This window comes from Pelomonas caseinilytica (genome assembly GCF_021353235.1).
Classification (GTDB): domain Bacteria; phylum Pseudomonadota; class Gammaproteobacteria; order Burkholderiales; family Burkholderiaceae_C; genus Pelomonas; species Pelomonas caseinilytica.
In genome coordinates, this window is the sequence record NZ_JAJTWT010000009.1 from 78,362 (window position 1) to 99,649 (window position 21,288).

24 protein-coding genes are annotated in these 21,288 nt (G+C 70.9%); 8 read left to right on the forward strand and 16 right to left on the reverse strand.

The window, feature by feature from the left end:
* The 4 genes from LXT12_RS19695 (at position 1) to LXT12_RS19710 (ending at position 4,154) form a co-directional block, all read left to right on the forward strand.
* A complete protein-coding gene (locus LXT12_RS19695) occupies positions 1–2,217 on the forward strand; it encodes a putative bifunctional diguanylate cyclase/phosphodiesterase (RefSeq protein WP_233394000.1) in 2,217 nt (738 codons plus the stop codon).
* Between the two features lie 50 nt (positions 2,218–2,267).
* A complete protein-coding gene (locus tag LXT12_RS19700) occupies positions 2,268–3,485 on the forward strand; it encodes a 6-phosphofructokinase (protein ID WP_233394001.1) in 1,218 nt (405 codons plus the stop codon).
* Between the two features lie 161 nt (positions 3,486–3,646).
* On the forward strand, positions 3,647–3,865 hold the full coding sequence (locus tag LXT12_RS19705; RefSeq protein ID WP_233394002.1) for a hypothetical protein: 219 nt from the start codon (positions 3,647–3,649) through the stop codon (positions 3,863–3,865).
* 10 nt (positions 3,866–3,875) lie between these two features.
* Positions 3,876–4,154 carry a hypothetical protein gene (locus LXT12_RS19710; protein WP_233394003.1) on the forward strand — a complete coding sequence of 93 codons (279 nt, stop codon included), beginning with the start codon at positions 3,876–3,878 and terminating at the stop codon, positions 4,152–4,154.
* Positions 4,155–4,167: 13 nt separating this feature from the next.
* Here LXT12_RS19710 and LXT12_RS19715 read toward each other — a convergent pair whose 3' ends face one another.
* Entirely contained in the window at positions 4,168–4,635 is a 468-nt protein-coding gene (locus LXT12_RS19715; protein WP_233394004.1) for a YciI family protein, read from the reverse strand.
* Between the two features lie 64 nt (positions 4,636–4,699).
* Between LXT12_RS19715 and LXT12_RS19720 the strand changes: the two genes are divergently transcribed.
* The 3 genes from LXT12_RS19720 (at position 4,700) to LXT12_RS19730 (ending at position 7,925) form a co-directional block, all read left to right on the forward strand.
* Positions 4,700–5,182 (forward strand): VOC family protein, encoded by a 483-nt coding sequence (locus LXT12_RS19720; RefSeq protein ID WP_233394005.1) that lies wholly within the window; start codon positions 4,700–4,702, stop codon positions 5,180–5,182.
* Between the two features lie 75 nt (positions 5,183–5,257).
* A complete protein-coding gene (locus tag LXT12_RS19725) occupies positions 5,258–5,659 on the forward strand; it encodes a BlaI/MecI/CopY family transcriptional regulator (RefSeq protein WP_233394006.1) in 402 nt (133 codons plus the stop codon).
* Entirely contained in the window at positions 5,652–7,925 is a 2,274-nt protein-coding gene (locus LXT12_RS19730; RefSeq protein WP_233394007.1) for a M56 family metallopeptidase, read from the forward strand. The genes LXT12_RS19725 and LXT12_RS19730 overlap by 8 nt, the downstream gene beginning before the upstream one ends.
* Before the next feature lie 6 nt (positions 7,926–7,931).
* On the opposite strand, the gene LXT12_RS19735 is transcribed toward LXT12_RS19730, so the two are convergent.
* The 15 genes from LXT12_RS19735 to LXT12_RS19805 form a co-directional block, all read right to left on the reverse strand.
* Complete coding sequence (locus LXT12_RS19735) at positions 7,932–8,840, reverse strand: hydroxymethylglutaryl-CoA lyase (protein WP_233394008.1); 909 nt, start codon at positions 8,838–8,840, stop codon at positions 7,932–7,934.
* 7 nt (positions 8,841–8,847) lie between these two features.
* A complete protein-coding gene (locus LXT12_RS19740) occupies positions 8,848–9,294 on the reverse strand; it encodes a hypothetical protein (protein ID WP_233394009.1) in 447 nt (148 codons plus the stop codon).
* Complete coding sequence (locus LXT12_RS19745; RefSeq protein ID WP_233394010.1) at positions 9,239–9,436, reverse strand: hypothetical protein; 198 nt, start codon at positions 9,434–9,436, stop codon at positions 9,239–9,241. The genes LXT12_RS19740 and LXT12_RS19745 overlap by 56 nt, the downstream gene beginning before the upstream one ends.
* Before the next feature lie 10 nt (positions 9,437–9,446).
* Entirely contained in the window at positions 9,447–11,429 is a 1,983-nt protein-coding gene (locus tag LXT12_RS19750; protein ID WP_349255041.1) for an acetyl/propionyl/methylcrotonyl-CoA carboxylase subunit alpha, read from the reverse strand.
* A 226-nt stretch (positions 11,430–11,655) separates the two neighbouring features.
* The gene (locus tag LXT12_RS19755) at positions 11,656–11,850 is read right to left on the reverse strand and encodes a hypothetical protein (protein ID WP_233394012.1); all 195 of its coding nucleotides are present in this window, start codon (positions 11,848–11,850) and stop codon (positions 11,656–11,658) included.
* Positions 11,851–11,863: 13 nt separating this feature from the next.
* On the reverse strand, positions 11,864–12,901 hold the full coding sequence (bioB, locus tag LXT12_RS19760) for a biotin synthase BioB (protein ID WP_233394013.1): 1,038 nt from the start codon (positions 12,899–12,901) through the stop codon (positions 11,864–11,866).
* Positions 12,898–13,593: a dethiobiotin synthase gene (gene bioD, locus LXT12_RS19765; RefSeq protein WP_233394014.1), complete on the reverse strand. Its 696-nt coding sequence runs from the start codon at positions 13,591–13,593 to the stop codon at positions 12,898–12,900. The genes bioB and bioD overlap by 4 nt, the downstream gene beginning before the upstream one ends.
* Positions 13,590–14,804: an 8-amino-7-oxononanoate synthase gene (bioF, locus tag LXT12_RS19770; RefSeq protein ID WP_233394015.1), complete on the reverse strand. Its 1,215-nt coding sequence runs from the start codon at positions 14,802–14,804 to the stop codon at positions 13,590–13,592. Before bioF ends, bioD begins: the two co-directional genes overlap by 4 nt.
* A complete protein-coding gene (bioA, locus tag LXT12_RS19775; protein ID WP_233394016.1) occupies positions 14,791–16,083 on the reverse strand; it encodes an adenosylmethionine--8-amino-7-oxononanoate transaminase in 1,293 nt (430 codons plus the stop codon). Before bioA ends, bioF begins: the two co-directional genes overlap by 14 nt.
* Entirely contained in the window at positions 16,080–16,691 is a 612-nt protein-coding gene (locus tag LXT12_RS19780) for a DUF4126 domain-containing protein (protein WP_233394017.1), read from the reverse strand. Before LXT12_RS19780 ends, bioA begins: the two co-directional genes overlap by 4 nt.
* Entirely contained in the window at positions 16,688–17,476 is a 789-nt protein-coding gene (locus tag LXT12_RS19785) for an enoyl-CoA hydratase/isomerase family protein (RefSeq protein WP_233394018.1), read from the reverse strand. The genes LXT12_RS19780 and LXT12_RS19785 overlap by 4 nt, the downstream gene beginning before the upstream one ends.
* Before the next feature lie 8 nt (positions 17,477–17,484).
* Entirely contained in the window at positions 17,485–17,892 is a 408-nt protein-coding gene (vapC, locus tag LXT12_RS19790; protein ID WP_233394019.1) for a type II toxin-antitoxin system VapC family toxin, read from the reverse strand.
* Positions 17,879–18,205: a type II toxin-antitoxin system VapB family antitoxin gene (locus tag LXT12_RS19795; protein WP_233394020.1), complete on the reverse strand. Its 327-nt coding sequence runs from the start codon at positions 18,203–18,205 to the stop codon at positions 17,879–17,881. The genes vapC and LXT12_RS19795 overlap by 14 nt, the downstream gene beginning before the upstream one ends.
* A 32-nt stretch (positions 18,206–18,237) precedes the next feature.
* Complete coding sequence (locus tag LXT12_RS19800) at positions 18,238–18,768, reverse strand: GNAT family N-acetyltransferase (protein WP_233394021.1); 531 nt, start codon at positions 18,766–18,768, stop codon at positions 18,238–18,240.
* Entirely contained in the window at positions 18,768–20,375 is a 1,608-nt protein-coding gene (locus LXT12_RS19805; RefSeq protein WP_233394022.1) for a carboxyl transferase domain-containing protein, read from the reverse strand. Before LXT12_RS19805 ends, LXT12_RS19800 begins: the two co-directional genes overlap by 1 nt.
* Before the next feature lie 155 nt (positions 20,376–20,530).
* On the opposite strand from LXT12_RS19805, the gene LXT12_RS19810 reads away from it, so the two are divergent.
* The gene (locus LXT12_RS19810; protein WP_233394023.1) at positions 20,531–21,235 is read left to right on the forward strand and encodes a TetR/AcrR family transcriptional regulator; all 705 of its coding nucleotides are present in this window, start codon (positions 20,531–20,533) and stop codon (positions 21,233–21,235) included.
* The last annotated feature ends 53 nt before the right edge of the window (positions 21,236–21,288 follow it).

A 21,288-nucleotide genomic window follows, 5' to 3' on the forward strand; every position in this document is an offset into this window, starting at 1 on the left:
ATGCACGAGACCCCAGCCGCTGACGACGACCTGCTCGAGCTGCTCGACGAGCCCGAGCACGCCGACGCGGACCTGCATCGCCCCCACGACCGGCCCTGGCGCATCCTCATCGTTGATGACGACGGCGACGTCCACAAGGCCACCGAGCTGGCCATGCAGGGCCTGACGGTCGAAGGCCAGCCCCTCGTCTTCCTGCACGCCACCTCCGCCGCCCAGGCCCGCCAGATGCTGGGCAGCGAGGACGACCTTGCCGTCGTGCTGCTGGACGTGGTGATGGAGAGCGAGGACGCCGGCCTGCAGCTCGTGCGCCACATCCGCGACGAACTGGGCATGAGCGCCCTGCGCATCGTGCTGCGCACCGGCCAGCCGGGCTATGCCCCCGAAATCGAGACGGTGCAGGCCTATGACATCAACGACTACAAGACCAAGTCCGAGCTGACGCGCACGCGGCTCTACACCGTGCTGACGGCCGCCGTGCGCTCCTACCGCCAGATCTGCGCGCTGGAGGCCAACCGCCGCGGCCTGGAGATGATCGTCGAGAGCAGCACCTCGCTGTCGCGCATGCGGGGCCTGTCGCGCTTCGCTGAGGGCGTGGTGACCCAGCTCTGCGCCCTGCTGGGCATCCTGCCCGAGGGCCTGGTCTGCGCCCAGGTCAACGGCGAGACGCCCGAGGAAGTGCGCATCGTCGCCGCGGCCGGCCAGTACAGCGGCCTCATCGACCGGCCCCTGGCGCAGGTCAAGATCACCACCGTGCGCGAGCGCCTGGAGCGCTGCCTGGACGAACAGCGCAACCTCTACGAGAACGGCACCTGCCTGTACTTCGGCATGGGCAACGGCCGGGCGATGGCGGCCCTGGTGGACGTCGGCCGCGAGCTCGACGAGCTCGACCAGCAACTGCTGCGCGCCTTCTGCTCCAACATCGCGGTCGGCTTCGAGAACGTCGTGCTCTACAGCCAGCTGCTCGACCAGGCCTACAACGACCCGCTGCTGCGCCTGCCCAACCGCAACCGCTTCGTCGAGCTGCTCGACAAGAACCTCAAGGACCCCGCCGGCGTCACCCTCGCGCTCATCGACATCGACGATTTCTCCGACATCAACGACGCCTTCGGCCACCACTTCGGCGACCAGGTCCTGCAGGCGGTCACCCACCGCATGAGCGAGATGCTGGGCCTGAACACTGCCATGGCCCGCGTCGGCGCCGACACCTTCGGCGTGCTGGGCGAGCACGCCAAGGTCTGCCCGGACAGCGTGCAGGCGGTGTTCGCCGACCCCTTCATCGTGGCCGGCGAGCGGCTGCAGCTGTCGGCCACCACCGGCCTGGTGCGCCTGAGCGAATCCAAGGCGGTCGGCTCCGAGCTGCTGCTCGACGCCCAGATCGCCCTCAAGCGGGCCAAGCAGCAGCAGCGCGGCTCATCTCAATATTTCTCGGCCGCCATGGGCAGCGACGCGCGCGAGCGCTTCAAGCTGCTCAAGGGCCTGCGCGCCGGCTTCGAGGAGAACCAGCTCTTCGTCGTCTACCAGCCGCAGGTCGACCTCGACAGCGCCCGGGTGATCGGCGCTGAAGCCCTGCTGCGCTGGCGCACGCCCGAGGATCGCTTCATCCCGCCCGACCAGTTCATCCCGCTGGCCGAGCAGAGCGGCCTCATCATTCCCATCGGCGAGTTCGTCATGCGCGCGGCCTGCGCGCAGCTGCGCAAGATGCAGCGCCTGGGCCACACCGACTTCCGCATGGCCGTCAACGTCTCCATGGCGCAGTTCCGCCATCCGGGCTTCATCGACATGCTGGCCAGGGCGCTGCATGACAGCGGCGTCGCCGGCCACAACATCGAGCTCGAGATCACCGAGTCCATGGCCATGGACGACGCCGACCTCGTGCTGCGCGTGCTGGCCGGCATCAAGCGCCTGGGCTTCAGCGTCGCCATCGACGACTTCGGCACCGGCTTCTCGTCGCTCAGCCAGCTCCGCCAGCTGCAGGTCGACCGCCTCAAGATCGACCGCGCCTTCGTGCAGGAGGCGCAGTCCTCCTCCGCCGGCTCCACCATCGCCCAGATGGTGGTCAACCTCGGCCGCGGCCTGGGCCTGACCGTCATCGCCGAAGGCATCGAGACCGAGGAGCAGCGCCGCTACCTCATCGGCCTGGGCTGCCACGAAGGCCAGGGCTGGCTGTTCGCCAGGCCCATGCCGGCCGAGCAGCTCGAAACCTGGATGCAGCGCTGACGCCGGACGCTCCTAAACTGCGCCGTCGATCCCGACAGCCAGGAGCGCCCATGAGTCTCGCCAAGATCCTCGTCGCCCAGGGCGGCGGCCCCACCGCCGTCATCAACCAGAGCCTCGTCGGCGTCGTGCTCGAAGCGCGGCGGCAGGCCGGCGTCAGCAAGGTCTACGGCGCCCGGCACGGCGTGCGCGGCATCGTCAACGAGGACTTCGTCGACCTCACGCAGGAGACCAGCCACAACCTCGAGCTGGTGGCGGGCACGCCCGCCTCGGCCCTCGGGTCGACCCGCGACAAGCCCGACGCCGCCTACTGCCGCGAGATCTTCACCGTGCTGCAGGCCCACGGCATCACGCATTTCTTCTACATCGGCGGCAACGACTCGTCCGACACCGTGCGCATCGTCTCCGAAGAGGCCGCCGCCGCCAGCTACCCGCTGCGCTGCATCCACATCCCCAAGACCATCGACAACGACCTCGTCGGCAACGACCACACGCCCGGCTACGCCTCGGCCGCGCGCTTCGTCGCCCAGGCCTTCGCCGGTGCCAACCTCGACAACGCGGCCCTGCCCGGGGTCTACGTCGGCGTCGTCATGGGCCGGCACGCCGGTTTCCTGACGGCCGCCGCGGCCCTGGGCAAGAAGTTCGACGACGACGGCCCCCACCTCATCTACCTGCCCGAGCGGGACTTCCACCTCGACGAGTTCCTGCGGGACGTGAAGGCCACGCACGAGCGCTACGGGCGCTGCGTGATCGCGGTCAGCGAGGGCATCCACGACGCCTCCGGCGCGCCCATGCTCGCCAAGCTCGCTGGCGACCTGGAGCGCGACGCCCACGGCAACGTGCAGCTCAGCGGCACCGGCGCCCTGGCCGACCTGCTGTGCGAGGAAGTCAAGGCGCGCCTGGGCATCAAGCGCGTGCGCGGCGACACCTTCGGCTACCTGCAACGCAGCTTCCTCGGCTGCGTCAGCGACGTCGACCAGCGCGAGGCCCGCGAGGTCGGCGAGAAAGCCGTGCAGTACGCCTTCCACGGCAGCCGCGACGGCTCCGTGGCCATTCAGCGCGTCGGCTACTACTCGGTCGACTACGCCCTGCTGCCGCTGGCCGACGTGGCCGGCAAGACCCGCACGATGGAGGACCACTTCATCAACGAGGCGGGCACCGACGTGACCGACGCCTTCCGCCTCTACCTGCGCCCGCTGCTGGGCTCGGGCATGCCGGATGCGTTCAGGCTGAGGCCGAATCCGGTGGAGAAGGTGCTGGGGCGCGGTTGAGTCGAAGGCCGCAACGCGGGTAACGGAATCCGGTGCCGAAAGCCGACATCGACTTCTCCCGCGGATCGACGACTGCCGACCCGCCGCATTGACGATGCTCCCCGGCACCTTGCATTACTAGTATTTCTGTGCGCTCGCTGTGAGCGTTATGGGGAGCTGTCATGTCCAAGGGAAGCGCGGATGCGAAGCAGAAAGTGATCTGGACCAAGATGAAGCACGAGCTGGCGATCCAGGCCAAGAAGCTTCATCAAACCACGGCCGAATTCAAGAAGGCGCTCGAGAAAGGTGAGGCGCTGGCGAAGAAAGAGGCTGCGGCGGACAAGAACCTGGCGGCGCTGATCAAGAAGAACTGCGTCAAGTACAAGCTCGAATCGCGCTGAGGAGGCCCGCATGGATTCCTACGACATCCGGCGCGAGCTCCGCGCCCAACTGGCCCTGATGGGCATCATCGTCAACGACCTGGACCAGCTCACCCAAGACATCGATCGGGAAGATCCGGGTGACATTCGGCAGACCCACAAGGGTGGCATCGACGAGGCGATGCGAATGAGACATGACTTCGACGCCACGCTGGTCCAGGCCGTCGTGAATGCCATGCGAGCTTGCCAGGGCTGGTTGAACATGATGCGCACGATGTTCAACCTCAGCCAGCACCTCAACATCATTTGAGGAATGCCCCGGCTCAGGGCTTGGGCCTGACCAGCCTCGGATGCCACTCGTTCACCGCCATCAGCGCGGCCGAGCCGAAGTGCCTGTGCGGCTCGGCCACCATCTCGCCGTTGGCGACGACGGGGTCGGCCTCCACGGCCTTGCGGACGACCTCGGCGTCGGTCGAGGCGAAGATGAAAAGGCCGCGCAGGCCCTCGACGCCGTCCAGCGGGCCGGCGTAGACGAGCAGGCCTTCCTTGGCCAGGCGTTGCATGTTGGCGAAATGGCCCTTGAACATCTCGTCGCGGGCCGGGCCGTCGGGCATGCGCTTCGGGCCCGTCTTGAGCAGCACCAGGGTGTAGGCGCGCAGCCCGTTGTCGTTGGCGCCCCAGGCCTGGGCCTTGGCGGCGTCGTAGGCGGCAGGCGCCTCCTGCGCTCGGCAGGGCAGGGCGGCCAGCAAGGCGGCGAGCAGGACGGGGGCGCAGGCGGAAAGCAGCTTCATGGTGTGGTGGCGCGGCAATGTCGGTGGGAGGATTGAACCGCATCCCCGCACCTTGGAGACCCCGATGAAAACCACAGGTTTCGCCAAACCCCCACCACCCGGCTGGCCGCGCCTGTCCTCGGTCGTGTACTGCGAGAACGCCCGCGAGGCCATCGCCTGGTACCAGCGCGCCTTCGGCTTCACGGCCGAGATCGTCGTCGATGCGCCCGACGGCAGCGTCATGCACAGCGAGCTGCGCTTCGGCGAAGCCATCGTCATGGTGAGCGAAGGCGGCGCCGGGCGCGAGGCGCGCTTCGGCGTGCCCGGCCGTGCGCCCAGGACGGTCGGCGGCGTCAACACCCAGGGGCTGTTCCTCTACGTTGACGACGTGGATGCCCACTGCGCCCAGGCCCGCGCCGCGGGTGCGAACGTCACCTACGAGCTGACTGAAAACGACTACGGCCCGGACTACTGGCGTGACCGCAGCTATGGCTGCGTCGACCCCGACGGCCACCTGTGGTGGTTCAGCCAGCGGCTGCGCAATCCGCCCGGGCACCCGGCGCCCTGACCCCTGCCAAAAGGCACTTGCCGCCAGCGATGGCGATCTTCTACATTTGTAGTACGACAACTGTAGAAGATTCGCATGGACGAAGACACCGGCAGCGGCGACGTATCGCTGAGCGAGCTGCAGCTCGAACTGATGCGCGTGCTGTGGGCGCGCGGCGAGGCCAGCACGGCCGACGTGGCCGAGGCCCTGCGCGGCGGGCGCGGCCTGGCCCACACGACGGTGGCGACGCTGCTGACCCGCCTGGAAAAGCGCGGCCTCGTCTGCAGCCGGCGCGAGGGCCGGGCGCTGCTGTACACGCCCCGCGTCAGCGAGGCCGAGGTGCAGCGCTCCATGGTCGGTAGCCTCGTGGACCGGCTGTTCGCCGGCCGCGCCAGCGCCCTGGTCAGCCACCTGCTGGACGCCAGGCGGGTCGATGCCGGCGAACTGGCGGAGCTGCAGGCCCTGTTGAAGCAGCGCAAGGAGACCGGCCATGACTGACGTCCTGCTCACTTGGCTGTGCAGCTATCTGCTGCACAGCAGCCTGCTCATCGCGGGCCTCTGGGCGGCCGAGCGCGCCGGCCTGCTGGGCCGCCTCGGCACCTCGACGCAGGAGGCGCTGTGGCGCCTGGCCCTGCTCGGCGGCCTCGTCAGCGCCAGCCTGCCGCTGCTGCCGGCCCTGCCGGCCGGCGAGCCGGCACCGCCGGCGCATGCGGTCTCCTCGGTGCCCGCCGCCGTGCCTGCCGCGGCACCCGTGGCCGAGCCGCCCTCCCGCGTCGTCGATGCACCCGTGGCGACTGCTCCCCAGGCGCAGCTGGGCACCTTGCCCTTGGCCACCCGTCTTGCGCCGCAGGCCCATGACGTGGCCATCGGCCTGGTGGCGCTGTGGCTGGCCGGCGCGGCGCTGCTGATGGCGCGGCTGGCCTTGCAGTGGGCCTGGCTGCGCCGGACCGTGCGCCGTCTGCCGCCTGTGGCCGATGCGCGCTGGCAGGCCCTGGCCACGCAGCGGGCGGGCGAGATGGGCGTGGCGCGGCCCGCGCTGCGGCTGGCCCTCCGCGGCTGGGCCAGCCCCTTGATGGCGCCCGGCCGGGTGCTGTGCCTGCCGGCCTGGTGTCTGGACCTCCCCGACGACGAGGCGCGCGCCGTCCTCGGCCACGAACTCGCCCACCTGCGCCGCCGCGACCCGGCCTGGCGCTTGCTGTCGGCGGCCCTGCGTGCGCTGCTGTGGCCGCAGCTGCTCAACCGCATCGCCGGGCAGCGGCTGGACCTGCTGGCCGAGCTGGCCTGCGATGCCGCCGCCGCCGCGCCCGCGGGCCAGCGCCTGGCGCTGGCCCAGAGCCTGCTGCGCTGCGCCCAGGCGCTGAAGGATGCCGGGCCGCACCATGGTCCGGCACTGGCCTGCGGCGCGGTGACACCGGGCTCGCCGCTGATGGCCCGGGTGCGCCGGCTGCTCAAGGGCGATGGCGAGGGCGACGCCGCGCCGCGCGAGCGCCGTGCCCTGCGCTGGGGCCTGCTGGCGGCCATGCTGGCCGGCCTCGTCGCGTTGCCGGCGGTGGTGGTCAGCCACACGGATGCGCGCGGGCTGTTGGAGCGCTTCGACCTCGGCGAGCTGGCCGACGGCCTCTCGATGCACGGGGGCACGCGCATCTACAGCCGTTATCCGGGCGGCAGTTTCGCGGTCAAGCTCAACGGCAGCGTCGGCTTCAACGATGCCGAGGACGACGTGCAGACGCTGACCGGCACCCTCGCCGTGCGCGAGCGCGAGGGCGGCGTCCTGCGCGAGATGACGCTGACCTCCTCGGCCGACGGCCGCATCGAGCGCGACTACCGCGTCGACCGCGAGAGCCGGCCTCTGGACGAGGCGGCGCGCCAATGGTGGAGCCAGGCCGTCCACCGCACGTCGGAGGCCATGACCGACCCGCTGGTGCGCGCCCGCAAGCTGTTCGCCAAGGGCGGCATGGACGCGGTGCTTGCCGATCTCGAAGCGGCCCATGAGGACTTCCCGCGCCGCCTGCGCGTCGAGGCCGTGCTCAAGCTCGGCGAGCCGCTGCCACCCGTGGTGCTGGACCGCCTGATCGCCGCCGCGGCCCTGCTCGGTGGCGGCTTCGACCGGCGCGAGGCCCTCGTGGCCATCGCGCGACTGCCGCTGGCTGAAGCGGCACAGCTCGCCTGGCTGAAGGCGGCCGCGGGCATCGACGGCGACTTCGACCGCCGCGAGGCCCTGGCCGCGCTGGCGCCCCGGCTGTCGATGGCGCCGGCCGTCGTCGAGGCCTGGCAGCAGGTGCTTGGCCGCATCGGTGGCGACTTCGATCTGCGCTCGGCCATCGAGACCCAGGTCGCAGCGACGCCGCAGCCGCCCGTGCTGCGCGGTGCCCTGCAGGCCGCGGGCCGCTTGCAAGGCGACTTCGACAAGCGTGAGGCCCTCGCCGCCGTCGCCCGGCAACTGCGCGGCGACGAGCCTGAACTCGTGGAGGCCTATGCCCGCACCGCGGCCGGCATCCAGGGCGGCTTCGAGCGGCGCGAGGCCTTGACGACCCTGCTCGACCGCGCCGCGCTGGCGCCGGCCGGCGTGGAACAGGTCATCGCCGCGGCCGAGGGCATGGACGCCGGCTTCGAGCGCCTGCAGGTGCTGCTGCGCGTGGCCGGCAAGCTCGACGAAGCCAAGGCGGGCACGCCGGCCCTGGTGGATCGCCTGCGCCGAGCGGGCCGCGGCCTGGGCGACTTCGAACGCGGCCAGCTCGAGACGGCACTGGACCGCCTCGGCTGAGCCCGCTCAGCCGGCCCGTTTGGCGAGCACGGCCCGGGCCACCCGCGACACCGGCGAGCGGCCCAGCACGCCGGAGATGAAGGCGCCGGCATCGACCAGCCGGTCCAGGTCGATGCCGGTGGCGATGCCCAGGCCGTCGAGCATGAACACCACGTCCTCGGTCGCGACATTGCCGGTCGCGCCCTTGGCATAGGGGCAGCCGCCCAGGCCCGCGACGCTGGCGTGGAAGCTGTGCACGCCCAGTTCCAGGCTGGCGTAGATGTTGGTCAGCGCCTGGCCGTAGGTGTCGTGGAAGTGGCCCGACACCTCGGCGAGCGGGAAGTGCTTCAGCGCCCGCTCCATGGCCGCCTGCACCTTGCGCGGCGTGCCCACGCCGATGGTGTCGGCGATGTCGATGGCGTCCACGCCGAGGGCGCGCAGCGGTTTCACGACGGCCTCGACCTGGTCGGCGCTGATCTCGCCCTCGTAGGGGCAGCCCAGCGCGCAGGACAGGGCCGCGCGCACCTTCAGGCCCGCCGCATGGGCGCCCTCGACGACGGGTGCGAAGCGCTCCAGGCTCTCGGCGATGGAGCAGTTGATGTTCTTCTGCGTGAAGGCCTCGCTGGCCGCGGTGAAGACGAGGATCTCGTCCGGCCGGCTGGCCAGTGCCGGCTCCAGCCCCTTCATGTTGGGCACCAGCACCGAGTAGCGCACGCCGGGCCGCCGCTCGATGGCCGCCATCAGGGCGGCGTTGTCGCCCATCTGCGGCACCCACTTCGGCGACACGAAGCTGGTGACCTCGATCTCCTTCAGCCCGGCGTCCTGCAGCATCGCCACGAGCCGCGCCTTGTGCCCGGTGGCGACGTTCTCCTTCTCGTTCTGCAGCCCGTCGCGGGGGCCGACGTCGAGGATCTTGACGTGGGTGGGGAGGTCCATGCTTGGTTCAGGGCTGTGGTGGGTCGAGGGCCTCGAGGTCGGCCTGATCCTTCAGCCGGCCCGAGGCCTTCTTGTTGGTGATGAAGTCTGACCGGCCGATCACGTGGAGCGTGACGCCGCCAAGCATGGCGGACTCCCGACGTTGGAAGCAGGCGTCGAAGTCCACGCCGTCGATGGCTGTCAGGATGTCGATTCGGCGCGGCGGCTGGCCGAGCTGGAGGACGGTGTCGCCGTCGAAGTCCTCGGGCCGCAAGCCGAGCGACGCAAATCCGAACGCCTGCAAGGCATCGAGAAGCCGCTGCACGTTTGTGGGTTCGAGCCGAACCCAGAAGTCGATGGCGCCGGTGTAGCGCGGATGGCCATGCGCGGCCAGCGCATAGCCGCCGACGACCAGGTACTCAACGCCGTGAGCGTTGAGCAACTCGGCAAACTCTTTGAAGTCTTGGTTCAGCATCGCCGGATTCGTTGGGCGGCAGAAGTTGCTGCCGCAGCGTTTCCACGGCGGCGATGCGCTCTGCCATCGGGCGCGAAAGCCAGTAAGCCAGATCGTCGGCCGGCTGGCTGTGGCGGTGAGTGACCTTCAGGACGCGCAGCATGGGCGGATTGTCAAGCCTGCAGCCTCAGCAGTTCCGCGCCGTCGCCCACCTGGTCGCCCACGGCGAACAGCAGTTCGGCGACGACGCCGTCGCGCGGCGCGGAGATGGTGTGCTCCATCTTCATCGCCTCCATGACGGCCAGGGGCTGGCCCTGGGTGACGGTGTCGCCCGGCTTGGCGAGGAAGGCCACCAGCTTGCCCGGCATGGGCGCGGTGAGCCGCCCGCCTTCGGCCGCGCCGTCGCCGGCATGGGCGATGAGGTCCACCTCGGTCAGCACGGCGGAGCCGTTCGCGGCGAAGACGGCCACGCGCTCACCGTGGGCATAGGTCTTCACGCGGACGCGTTCGGCGCCGAGGAAGAGTTCGTGCGTCTCGGCATCCAGCGATTGCACGGCGAAGTCGATGGACTCGCCCTCGACGGTGAGCGCCATGCCGCCGCGGTGGTGGCGCGACAGCAGCACCTCGTGGTGGGTGCCGCCGGCCTCCAGGTCGAAGCGCCGCGTCGCCGCGCCGAACAGCCGCCATCCGTCGCGGGCGCTCCACGGGTCGCCGTCTTGCGTCGTGGCCTCGGCGGCCAGGGTGTGGGCGACGACGGCGGATGCGCTCACTTGCAGCGGCAGGCCCGGCTGGTCGAAGAGCACGGCCCGCTCGCGTTCGATCAGGCCGGTGTCCAGGTCGGCGTTCGAGAACGACGCCGTGGCCGCGCAGCGGCGCAGGAAGGCCACGTTGGTGTGCAGGCCGACGACGTGGGTGTCGCGCAGTGCCGCGTCCAGCCGCGCCAGGGCCTGGGCCCTGTCCTCGCCCCAGACGATGAGCTTGGCGATCATCGAGTCGTAGTAGGGGCTGATCGCGTCGCCTTCACGCACACCGGCGTCGATGCGGACGTCGCCCCGCTGGAAGGCGACGTGGGCGGGCCAGCGCGCCACGTCCAGCGTGCCGGTCGCGGGCAGGAAGCCGCCGTCCGGGTTCTCCGCACAGATGCGCGCCTCGATGGCATGGCCGCGCATCGTCAACTCGTCTTGCTTGAGCGGCAGCGGCTCGCCGGCAGCCACGCGCAGCTGCCACTCGACCAGGTCCTGGCCCGTGATGGCCTCGGTGACCGGATGCTCGACCTGCAGCCGCGTGTTCATCTCCATGAAGTAGAAGCGACCGTCCTGTTCCGCGATGAACTCGACGGTGCCGGCGCCGACATAACCGACCGCCTTGGCGGCGGCGACGGCGGCCTCGCCCATCTGGGCGCGGCGCTCGGGCGTCATGCCGGGGGCGGGGGCTTCTTCCAGCACCTTCTGGTGGCGGCGTTGCACGGAGCAGTCGCGCTCGAAGAGGTAGACGCAGTCGCCGTGGGTGTCGCCGAAGACCTGGATCTCGATGTGGCGCGGGCGCTGCACATAACGCTCGATGAGCACGGCGTCGTCGCCGAAGCTGTTGATGGCCTCGCGCTGGCAGGAGGCCAGCGCCGCGTCGAACTCGTCGGCGCTGAAGACCGCGCGCATGCCTTTGCCGCCGCCGCCCGCGCTGGCCTTGATGAGCACGGGGTAGCCGATGCGGTCGGCCTCGCGCTTGAGCAGGGCGGGGTCCTGGTCGGCGCCGTGGTAGCCGGGCACCAGGGGCACCTTCGCGGCCTCCATCAGCCGCTTGGACTCGGCCTTCAGGCCCATGGCCTGGATGGCGGACGGCGGCGGGCCGATGAAGACCACGCCCGCATCCGCGCAGGCCTGGGCGAAGGCCTCGTTCTCGCTGAGGAAGCCGTAGCCTGGGTGCACGGCCTCGGCGCCGGTGGCCTTGGCGGCAGCCAGGATGCGCTCCCACTGCAGGTAGGAGTCGCGCGGCGCGGGGCCGCCGATCAGCACGGCCTCGTCGCAGGCCTGGACGTGCTGGGCATGGGCATCGGCCTCGGAGTAGACGGCGACAGTCTGGATGCCGAGGCGGCGGGCGGTCGCGGCCACCCGGCAGGCGATTTCACCCCGGTTGGCGATGAGGATCTTCTTAAACACGGCGGGTCTCCGGGGTGAACTCGCCTGCATGCCCGGCTGCGCCGGTCATCCCGCAATTTGTCGCTGTCGCTGTCGCGACCGCGCCTCGGGCGCGAGCACCCCGGTTGGCGATGAGGATCTTCTTGAACATCTCGTCTTGTCTCCAAGTCTTGTGAACTGGGCGGGTGGAGGCGGCGCGCTGCCAGCGTGGGGCGGGCGCCGGGGCTCAAGGATCAAGCGGTCGGTGTCAGGGGGCCTTGCCCTCCTTGGCGGCCTGCCGACGCTTCTCGTAGTCCTCGTAGCTCTGGCTGTTGGCTTTGCGGCAGGCCTGGCGGTCCGCGGCGCTGTAGGCGCGCTCGCAGTTCTGCAAGGCCTTGTCCTGGCCGATGTCGTAGAGCAGGCCGCAACCGGACAGGCCGGCGGCGGCGATCAGGGTCAACACGGCGGCCCGCATGTCAGTGCCTGCAGAGTTCGACCTTGGCGGCGGCCTCGCTGGCCAGGCCCGCCTCCGTGGAGCAGCGCATGCCCAGCCGGGCCAGCAGCGCGCGGTCCTTTTCGGCCTGCGGGTTGCTGGTGGTGAGCAGCCTGTCGCCGTAGAACATGGAGTTGGCGCCGGCCAGGAAGCACAGGGCCTGCATGGTCTCGGGCATCTGCTCTCGGCCGGCGGACAGGCGCACCATGGCGCGGGGCATGGTGATGCGCGCCACGGCGATGGTGCGGATGAACTCCAGCGGGTCCAGCGGCGCGGTGCCAGCCAGCGGCGTGCCTTCCACCTGCACGAGGTTGTTGATGGGCACGCTCTCGGGGTAGGGGTCGAGGTTGGCCAGCTGCACGATGAGGCCGGCGCGCTGGCGCCGCGTCTCGCCCATGCCGACGATGCCGCCCGAGCAGACCTTCATGCCCTGCTGGCGCACGCGCTCCAGCGTGTCCAGGCGGTCCTGGTAGGTGCGCGTGGTGATGATCTGGCCGTAGAACTCGGGCGAGGTGTCGAGGTTGTGGTTGTAGTAGTCCAGGCCCGCGTCCTTGAGCTGCTCGGCCTGGCCGTCTTCCAGCATGCCGGCGGTCAGGCAGGTCTCCAGGCCCAGGGCCTTGACCTCGGAAATCATCGTGCCGATGGCCTCCAGATGGCGCGGCTTGGGGCTGCGCCAGGCCGCGCCCATGCAGAAGCGCGTGGCGCCGTTGGCCTTGGCGGCGCGGGCCGCCTCCATCACCTCGTCCAGCGGCAGCAGCTTCTCGGCCTTGAGCCCCGTGTCGAAATGGGCCGACTGCGGGCAGTACTTGCAGTCCTCCTCGCAGCCGCCGGTCTTGATGGACAGCAGCGTGGACAGCTGCACGGCGTTGGCGTCGAAGTGCTCGCGGTGCACCTGCTGGGCGCGGAAGAGCAGGTCGTTGAAGGGCAGCTCGAACAGGGCGGCCACCTCGTCGACGGTCCAGGGCCTGGCCTGGCGGCGGTCGGCGTCGGTCGTGGGGGTGCGGGAGAGGATCTGGTTCATGAGGGCAGGTGGGCGAGCAGGGGTTCGAGGGCGAGGTGGCGGGCCATCGTGGCGTGGCCGGCGTCGGCCAGGCGCGGCACATGGCCGAGGCAGGGGGCTTGCAGGCCCCGCTGCAGAGCTTGCAGATTCTCGGTGACGTGGGGCTGACGCTCGTCCACCGTGTTGGCCACCCAGGCGGCCAGCGTCAGCCCGCGGGCGCGCACGGCCTCGGCCGTCAGCAGCGCGTGGTTGATGCAGCCCAGGCGCAGGCCGACGACGAGGACGACGGGCAGGCCCAGGTCGGCGGCCAGGTCGGCGGTGTCCCAGTGGTCGTTGAGCGGCACGCGAAAGCCCCCCACGCCTTCGACCAGGGCGACGTCGGCCCGTCCGCCCACCCAGCGCAGCGCATGCAGCAGCGGTTCGCGGGCGATGGCCTCTTCCTCGATGCGGGCGGCGATGTGGGGCGCACAGGCGGTGCGCAGCTGCAGGGCGCCGACCTCGGCGGACGACAGGCCCAGGTTGCCGGCGGCCCGCAGCCGCTCCACGTCGTCGTTGAGCCAGCGGCCGTCGACGAAGTCCTGGCCGGCCGAGACGGGCTTGAGCGCCGCGACGCGCCGGCCCGTCTGCGCGAAGGCGTGCGCCAGGCCGGCCGTGACGGCGGTCTTGCCGATCTCGGTATCGGTGCCGGTGATGAAGAAGCCCTTGAGCGTCATGCGGCCCGCTCCTGCGCCGCCGCGGCGCGCTGCAGCGCGTCCAGCAGGGCGTCCACGTCGGCCTCGGTGTGCGTGCCGCACAGCGTGATGCGCAGCCGTGCCGTGCCGGGGGCGACCGTGGGCGGGCGGATGCCCGGCACACGCAGGCCGGCGGCCTCCAGCGCGGCGGCCAGGGCCATCACCTCGGCATTGCCGCCGACGACCAGGGGCTGGATGGGCGTGGCGGCATCGGTCAGCGACCAGCCCAGGCGCGGGTGGTGGTCGATCAGCGCCAGCAGGCCGTCGCGCAGCTGCGTCTGCCGCGCCCGCAGGTTGGCGCGGCGGGCGGCGCCCAGCGGTCCCTCGATGAGGGCGAAGCTCGTCAGCAGCGCATGCTCGATGGCGGGCGGCGAGGCGGTCGAGAAGATGAAGTTGCGGGCGGACTGCAGCAGGTAGTCGACGATGGTCGTGTGGGCCGCGACGAAGGCGCCCGCGAGGCCGGCGGCCTTGCCCAGCGTGCCGACGAGGATGAGGCGCTCGCTGCTCAGGCCGAAGTGCTCCAGCGAGCCGCGGCCGGTCGCGCCCAGCACGCCGAAGCCATGGGCGTCGTCGACGATGAGCCAGGCGTCGAAGGCCTCGGCCAGCGCCAGCAGCTCGGGCAGCGGCGCCAGGTCGCCGTCCATGCTGAAGACGGCGTCCGTGACGATGAGCTTGACCCGGGCGGTGCTGGCCGCCAACAGGGCGCGCAGGCCGGCCACGTCGGCATGGCCGTAGCGCGTGACGCGGGCCTTGGACAGGCGGGCGGCGTCGATCAATGACGCGTGGTTGAGCTGTTCGGAAAAGATCTCCGCGTGCTCGTCGCCCAGGGCCGTCACGACGGCCAGGTTGGCCATGTAGCCGGTGCAGAAGCCGATGGCGCGGGCCTCGGGGATGTGGGGCGCATACCAGCGGGCGAGGGTGTCGGCGACGGCCTCGTGGGCGGCGCTGTGGCCGCTGACCAGGGGCGAGGCGCCCGAGCCGCCGCCCCAGCGGCGCGCGCCTTCGGCCAGGGCCTTGGCGATGGCGGGTTCGGCGGCCAGGCCGAGATAGTCGTTGGAGCAGAACATCAGCAGCGGGCGGCCATCGACGGTCTGGCGCGGCGCGGTGCCGGTGTCGGCGCGGCGCAGGCTGCGCCTGAGGCTCTGCGCCGAGAGCGCGGCGAGCTTGGTGTTCAGGTGGTCAAGCAGGGACATCGTTCAGCAGATCGTCCAACGTTTGCGTCACGGCCCCGGCCAGGAAGGCCGCGGTCGCGTCGTCGATCAGGTAGGGGGGCATGAGGTAGACGGTGCTGCCAATCGGTCGGATCAGCAGTTCGTGGGCGCGGGCCTTCAGGTGGAAGGTCTCGGCGAAGCGCGCAGGCGCGTTCGGCACATCGAAGGCCAGGATCATGCCGCGTTGGCGCAGGTGGGCCATGCGCGAGGTCAAGGGCGCGAAAGCGCGGGCCAGCCGTTCGGCCTGGGCGCGGTTGTCCTCGAGCTGGCCGGCGTCGAAGCGGTCCAGCACCGCGTTGGCCGCCGCGCAGGCCAGCGGGTTGCCGGTGTAGGAGTGCGAGTGCAGGAAGCCCCGCGTCACGTCCTCGCTCCAGAAGGCGTCGAACACCTCGTCGGTGGTCAGCACCAGCGACAGCGCCATCGTGCCGCCGGTGATGCCCTTGGAGAGCAGGATGAAGTCCGGCCAGTCGGCTTGCGTCTGCTCCCAAGCGAAGAAGGTGCCGGTGCGCCCACAGCCCACCGCGATCTCGTCGGCGATGAGGTGCACGCCGAACTCCCGCGTCAGCTCCCGGAGGCCGCGCAGGTAGTCGGGCGAGTGCATCACCATGCCGGCCGCGCCTTGCACCAGCGGCTCGACGATCACGCAGGCGATGTGGGCATGGCGCTCGGCCAGCAGCGCGCGCATCGCCGTCAGCGCCTGGGCTTCGTTGCCCAGCCGGGCATCGGGTGAGGCGACGATGTGAGCCCGCATCAGCAGCGGGTCGTAGGCGTCGCGGAAGACCTGCACGTCGGTCACGCTTAAAGCGCCGAGCGTCTCGCCGTGGTAGCTGTTCTTCAGGCAGACGAACTCGCGCTTGGCCGGCCGGCCGCGGTTCTTCCAGCTGTGGAAGCTCTGCTTGAGCGCGATCTCCACGGCGCTGGCGCCGTCGCTGCCGAAGAACGCGTGTCCGAGCGCCCCACCGGTGCGCGCGGACAGGCGCTCGGCCAGGCGCACCGCCGGCTCGTGGGTGCAGCCGGCCAGCATCACGTGGGGCAGGGTGTCGAGCTGGGCCTTGATGGCGTCGTGCAGGGCCCGGTCGCTGTGGCCGAAGAGATTGACCCACCACGACGCGTTGGCGTCGAAGTAGCGGCGGCCCTCGGTGTCGAAGAGCCACGGGCCCTCGCCGCGGGCGATGGGCAGGGGCGGCAGGTCGGCCAGCCGGGCCATCTGGGTGCAGGGGTGCCACACGGCGGCGCGGCTGCGGTCTTGGAGGGAGGTCATGCGGAAGCAGGGCGTCGCACGCGCCGCAGGAGGGCGCGCAGGAACTTGAAGCAGAACCAGATCAGCGTGGCCATGACGGCGAGGGCCAGGGCCAGCAGCGGGAAGAACAGGAGCGGGTGCGCCCAGGCCAGCCACAGCATGCCCGGCACGGCCACGTCGCCCAGCAGGGACAGGCCGAGGTTGGAGAAGGGCTCGGGCGAGGTGTTGGCTGCCGCGCGCGTGCTGGCCTTGGCGGCGTGGGCCGTGGCGGCCAGGCCGCCGCCGAGCAGGGCGGCCACCACGCCCCAGGCCTGGCCCTGGTCGCCGGCCCAGCCGCTGACGAGGCCGGCCACCAGGGCCGCCCCGGCGGGGATGCGGATGAAGGTGTGCAGGCCATCCCAGGCGCTGTCGACGAGCGGGATCTTGTCGGCCCCGAATTCCACCAGGGCCAGCACGGCGGCGCAGGCCATCACCCAGGGCGAACCCAGCACCTGCAGGCTGGGCGGGAGGTCGATCCAGCCCCAGTGCCCGGCGATGCCGACGAGCAGCACCGTCAGGTACAGGCGCAGGCCGCTGGCCCAGCCGAGGGCGGCGGCCAGCGCGAGCAGGTGGGTTGCGTCGAGGTTCATCCGGGCAGCCAGGAGGGCCTGGACTTGTTGAGGAAGCTCTGCACGCCCTCGCGGCCCTCGGCGCTGGCGCGGATGTCGGCGATGCGGCGCGCCGTGTCGTCGCGCAGTTCGGGCGTGATCTCGCGCGCGGCCACGTCCTTGACCAGGCGCTTGCAGGCCCGCACGGCGGCGGGGCCGTTGGCCGTGATGGCGGCAACGAGCTCGTCGACCTTGGCGTCCAGCGCCTCGGCGGCCACGACCTCGTGCACCAGGCCCAGGCGCTGCGCCTGGGCTGCGTCGAAGCGCTCGGCCGTCACGAAGTAGCGCCGCGAGGCCTGCTCGCCCAGCGCCTTGACGACATAGGGGCCGATGGTGGCGGGAAGGAGCCCGAGCTTCGCTTCCGACAGGCAGAAGCCCGCAGTGTCGACCGCCACGACGATGTCTGCGCAGGCCACCAGGCCCACGCCGCCGGCGTAGACGTCGCCCTGCACGCGCGCGATGACGGGCAGCGGGCAGCTGTAGATCGCCCACAGCATGTCGGCCAGGCGGGTGGCGTCGGCGTGGTTCTCTTCCCACGAGTAGCCGGCCATGGCCTTCATCCAGTTCAGGTCGGCACCGGCGCAGAAGGCCTTGCCTTCGGCGGCCAGCACGATGGCGCGCAGGTCCTCACGCGCGCCGAGCTCGGTGAAGGCCGCGGTCAGTTCGGCGATCAGGCCCTCGTTGAAGGCGTTGCGGACTTCGGGGCGGTTGAGCGTGACGCGGGCGACGGGGCCGGCGATGGCGATGTGCAGGGCGGAGGAGGTCATGGGCGGGCTCAGGCGGGAAGCGGCCACACGCGCAGACCGAAGCGCTCGACGTAGGGCTGGAAGTCGCGGTCGCGGTGCAGAAGGATGTGGTCGTGGTCGATGCAATAGCTCGCCAGCAGCGCGTCGACGCTGCTGCGCACGGTCCAGCCGGCAGCGCGCAGGCTGCGGTAGCGCTCGGCCGCCCGCAGTGCCTGCGCCTCGCCGCCGATGGGCTGCGCGCCCATCGGCGCCAGGATGCGGCCGGCGTCCCGCATCTCGCGTTCCGTGCGAAAGCCGCGCATCACCTCGAACAGCACGAGGTCGGGCATCAGCACCTGCGCATCGCCCTGGAGCAACCAGCCCTCAAGCGCTTCAGTGGCGGCGTTGGCGACGCCGTTGAAGAAGTCGATCCAGACGCTGCTGTCAGCGACCAGCATGGCGCTTGCGCTTCGGCGCGTTGGCGGTCTTGCGCGACGCCTTGGCCGCATAGGCCTTGCGCGGCTCCTGCGCCGCAAGGGCCTGCGGCTGCGCGTCGGGTTCGACCTGCGACCAGTTGGGCTCACCGTTCAGGCGCTCTTCGTCACCCCAGCCCCAGCGCAGCTTGCCGCGCCATTTCAGGATCTCGCGATAAGCGGCCTGGCGCTCCAGCATGCGCAGGCCGGCTTCCACGGCCTCCTTCTTGGTCTTGAACGGTCCAGCCGCCAGAACGCGGGCCATCAACTCGTCGTCAATATCGATGTTGGTGCGCATGATGTGTATGAAATCCGGAATTCGTGTGCATTCTACTCGGGACTTCCTCCGCCCACGCGCTTGCGCATCAGCACCGAGGCGTAGGTCTTGCCCTGCCACTGCACGCGCCCGACCTCGGCGTAGCCGCGGCGCTCGTAGCGCCGGCGCAGTGCCTCGGCAGGCTCGGCCGTGTCGAGCGCGACATGTTTGAAGCCCTGCTCGCGCGCCCAGGCTTCGGCGGCGTCCATCAGCCGCTCGCCCAAGCCCAGGCCGCGGCAGTCCGGGTGCACGGCGAGCTGGGACAGGATGGCCGTGCCGGGTGTCGTGTACAGCGCCGGCGGTGGGTCGGCGATGTAGGCCTCGCCGGCGGGCTTGGGGCCGCGGATGGCGATGGTGCCGACGAAGCGGCCATTCAGTTCCGCGACAAAGCCTTGGGCGCCCTTCAGTCGCTCGCGCGTGACGTCCACGCTCTGGTCGACGGCGGTGAAGTTCCAGCCTTGCGCGGCAAGGCTGGCATAGGCCGCGTGCAGCAGCGCGGTCAGCGCCTCGAGAGAGTCGCCGGGCCGGAGTGGGCGGATGACCATCACATCCGGAACACGCCGAACTTCGTCTCCGGGATGGGCGCGTTCAGCGATGCGCTCAATCCCAGCGCCAGCACGCGGCGCGTGTCGGCCGGGTCGATGACGCCGTCGTCCCACAGCCGCGCCGAGGCGTAGTAGGGGTGGCCCTGGTCCTCGTACTGCTGGCGCAGCGGGGCCTTGAAGGCCTCTTCCTCCTCGGCGCTCCACTGCCCGCCCTTGGCCTCGATGGCGTCGCGGCGCAGCGTGGACAGCACGCTCGCGGCCTGCTCGCCGCCCATCACCGAGATGCGCGCGTTGGGCCACATCCACAGGAAGCGCGGCGAGTAGGCGCGCCCGCACATGCCGTAGTTCCCGGCGCCGAAGCTGCCGCCGATGATGACCGTGAACTTGGGCACCTGGGCGCAGGCCACGGCCGTCACCATCTTGGCGCCGGCGCGGGCGATGCCCTCGTTCTCGTACTTGCGGCCGACCATGAAGCCGGTGATGTTCTGCAGGAACGCCAGCGGCACCTTGCGCTGGCAGCACAGCTCGATGAAGTGCGCGCCCTTGTTGGCGCTCTCGGCGAAGAGGATGCCGTTGTTGGCGACGATGCCCACCGGCATGCCCTCGACGTGGGCGAAGCCGCAGACCAGGGTGGTGCCGTAGCGGGCCTTGAATTCGTCGAGCTCACTGCCATCGACGATGCGGGCGATGACCTCGCGCACGTCGAAGGGCTTGCGCGTGTCGGTGGGGATGACGCCGTGCAGTTCGGCCGGGTCGTGGGCCGGCGGGCGCGGTGCCTGCACCGCCAGCGGGTTGGCCTTGCGCCAGTTCAGCCGCGCGACGGACTGGCGGGCGATGGCCAGGGCATGGGTGTCGTTGTTGGCGAGGTGGTCGGCCACGCCCGACAGCCGCGTGTGCACGTCGCCACCGCCCAGGTCCTCGGCCGTCACGACCTCGCCGGTAGCGGCCTTCACCAGCGGCGGGCCGCCGAGGAAGATGGTGCCCTGGTTCTTGACGATGATGGTCTCGTCGCTCATGGCCGGCACGTAGGCGCCGCCGGCCGTGCACGAGCCCATCACCACGGCGATCTGCGGGATGCCCTCGGCGCTGAGGTTGGCCTGGTTGAAGAAGATGCGGCCGAAGTGGTCGCGGTCGGGGAAGACTTCGTCCTGGTTGGGCAGGTTGGCGCCGCCGCTGTCCACGAGGTAGAGGCAGGGCAGGCGGTTCTGCGCCGCGATCTCCTGGGCGCGCAGGTGCTTCTTGACCGTGATGGGGTAGTAGGTGCCGCCCTTCACGGTCGCGTCGTTGCAGACGATCATGCATTCGACGCCCGCCACCCGGCCGATGCCGGCGATGACGCCGCCGCAGGGTGCCGCGTTGTCGTAGAGGTTCAGGCCGGCCAGCGGCGCCAGCTCCAGGAAGGGCGTGCCGGGGTCGAGCAGCATCTCCACGCGCTCGCGTGGCAGCAGCTTGCCGCGGGCCGTGTGCCTGGCGCGCGCCACCTCGCCGCCGCCCAGGGCGATCTGCGCGAGCCGGGCGTTGAGGTCGTCGACGAGGCCGCGCATGGCCTCGGCATTGGCCTTGAAGTCCGCCGAGCGGGCGTTGAGCTGCGTGTTCAGGACCGGCATGGGGTCTCCTCGAAGGCGCCGCGCTGGTTAAGCGTGACTCAATTTCTTGTGATCCGGCCCGGTGGGGCGCGTCGGGGCATCAGGATAATTCCAGTGGAATCTCGATGCAAGCCGGACTTGAGTAACGCTCAAGATTTGCGCAGAATCGGGGCCCGATGACGACGCCCTCCGCCGCACCCCAGCGCCGCTCCCCCGCCGGCCCCAAGGCCGAGCAGCGCGTGCGCGACATCCTGCGGGTGGGCCGCGAGGTCTTCGCGGAGCGCGGCTACGAGCGCGCCACCACCACCGAGATCGCCCAGCGCTTGGCCATTTCCGAGGCCACCGTCTTCACCTACTTCCGCGGCAAGCGGGAGCTGTGCATGCGCGTCATCCAGGACTGGTACGACGAGATCATCGCCGCCATCGAGTCGGGCCTGCCCCGCCAGGCCAGCGTGCGCGAGCAGCTGGAATTCATCGTGCTGACCCACCTGCGCCTCTTCCTCATCCAAGGCACCGGGCTGTGCGCCCTGGTGCTGTCGGAGGGGCGCAAGGACGCCGGCCACGGCGCCGGCGACCTCGGCGAGGGCTTCGTCGAGCTGCAGCGCCGCTACACCGCCCCGTTGATGGAGCTGCTGGCGCGCGGCCAGCAGGCCGGCGAGGTGAGGCAGGACATCCCGCTGCGCCTGCTGCGCTCCCTGGTCTTCGGGCCGATGGAGCACATGCTCTGGGAGGCGGTCATCACCGGCCGTCAGCTCGACGTCGAGGCCAGCGCCCGCGACCTCGTGGCCCTGCTGTGGCCGGCCCTGCAGGCGCCCGACGAGGAACTGCAGCGGCTGCGCCGCCTGCGTGCGCAGCTGCATGACGCTTTGTCCAGTGCCTAGGTGACTCGCGCCCGCGCCGGGCGAGGGCTACGATCCCCCGCCATCGGGAAGGG